This window comes from Pseudoxanthomonas taiwanensis, from assembly GCF_010093135.1.
Lineage (GTDB): Bacteria > Pseudomonadota > Gammaproteobacteria > Xanthomonadales > Xanthomonadaceae > Pseudoxanthomonas > Pseudoxanthomonas taiwanensis.
Genome location: NZ_PDWK01000141.1, coordinates 1 through 1,244, shown reverse-complemented (window position 1 = coordinate 1,244; position 1,244 = coordinate 1). Strand labels below are relative to the sequence as shown.

The window sequence follows — 1,244 nt, the reverse complement described above, 5'->3', positions numbered from 1 at the left end:
GGGCTGGGGGATGTGTATAAGAGAAAGAGAGGGCGGCGGTGCCCGGCAGGCCCGGGGGGCGGGCGGCGCCCGCCGCCCGCCCCGTGGTCCTGCCGGACACCGCCGCCATCTTCGCCGTGCCGCCCGAGCTGCGCGCCGAGGTGCTGCGGCGCGTGGCGGTCCCCGGCGCCACGCGCGAGCAGAAGCTGCACCGCCTGGCGGAATTCATCTTCAGCGACGACGGCCTGGCCCTGGAGTACGACAACAGCACCACCCGCACCGTGGCCGAGGTCTGGCGCGACGGCCGCGCCAACTGCCTGTCCTTCACCCTGCTGTTCGTGGCCCTGGCGCGCGAGCTCGGCCTGGACGCCTACGTGCAGGAGGTGGGCGAGGTACTGGCCTGGTACCAGGGTGACGACGTCGTCTTCAGCGCCACCCACGTCAACGCCGGCATACGCCTGGGCTCGACGCGGCAGACCGCGGACCTGGACGCCAACATCCTGATCACCCGCGGCCGACCGAGGGCGATCAGCGACACCCGCGCGCTGGCACATTTCCTCAACAACCTCGGCGCCGAATGGATGGTGGAAGGCGACCTGGAGGGCGCGCACGCGGCGCTGCGCGCCTCGCTGGCGGCCGCGCCGGACTTCGCCGCCGCCTGGAGCAACCTGGGAGTGCTGCTGGGCCGGATGGGCGACACGGCGGCGGCCGAGCACGCCCTGCTCGAGGCACTGCGCCGCGCCCGCCACCACGCCCCCGCTCTGTCGAACCTGGTGCACCTGTACCGGCGCCTGGGCGATGAACGCCAGGCCAGGCACTACGCCACGCTGCTGGACCGGCTGCAGCGCACCGACCCGTTCCACCAGTTCATGCTCGCCCTGGAGTGCGAGAACAACCGCGACTACGACTGTGCGATCCGCCACTACCGCCGTGCGATCCGCCTGCAGGAGGGCGAGCACCCCTTCCACTTCGCCCTGGCGCGCGCCTATTTCCTGTCCGGCGACCTCGAGCGGGCCCGGCGCGAGCTGGTCCGCGCCCACGACCTGGGGCCGAACGAGACCGTGCGCAACGTGTACAAGGGAAGGTCTGAACAACTCCGCCCGATTGCGCGACAATGCCTCACCGTGATCGGGGTGAGTGCGATGCAGCTGTCGTTCGGTGATGCCGAGGGTCTGGGGAGCCGCAAGCGCACGCGGCGCGAGGTGTTTTTGGCGGAGATGGAGCAGGTGGTGCCGTGGCAGGCGCTGCTGGGTCTGATCGAGCCG

Annotated in this window: 2 pseudogenes; both read left to right on the top strand. The window is 71.4% G+C overall.

Annotated features, from left to right (window positions below):
* Positions 1 to 560: 560 nt before the first annotated feature.
* Positions 561 to 1,022 (top strand): annotated as a pseudogene (locus CR938_RS14990) (tetratricopeptide repeat protein); the annotation flags it as partial.
* A 99-nt stretch (positions 1,023 to 1,121) separates the two neighbouring features.
* A pseudogene (locus tag CR938_RS14735) lies at positions 1,122 to 1,244 on the top strand (IS5/IS1182 family transposase); the annotation flags it as partial.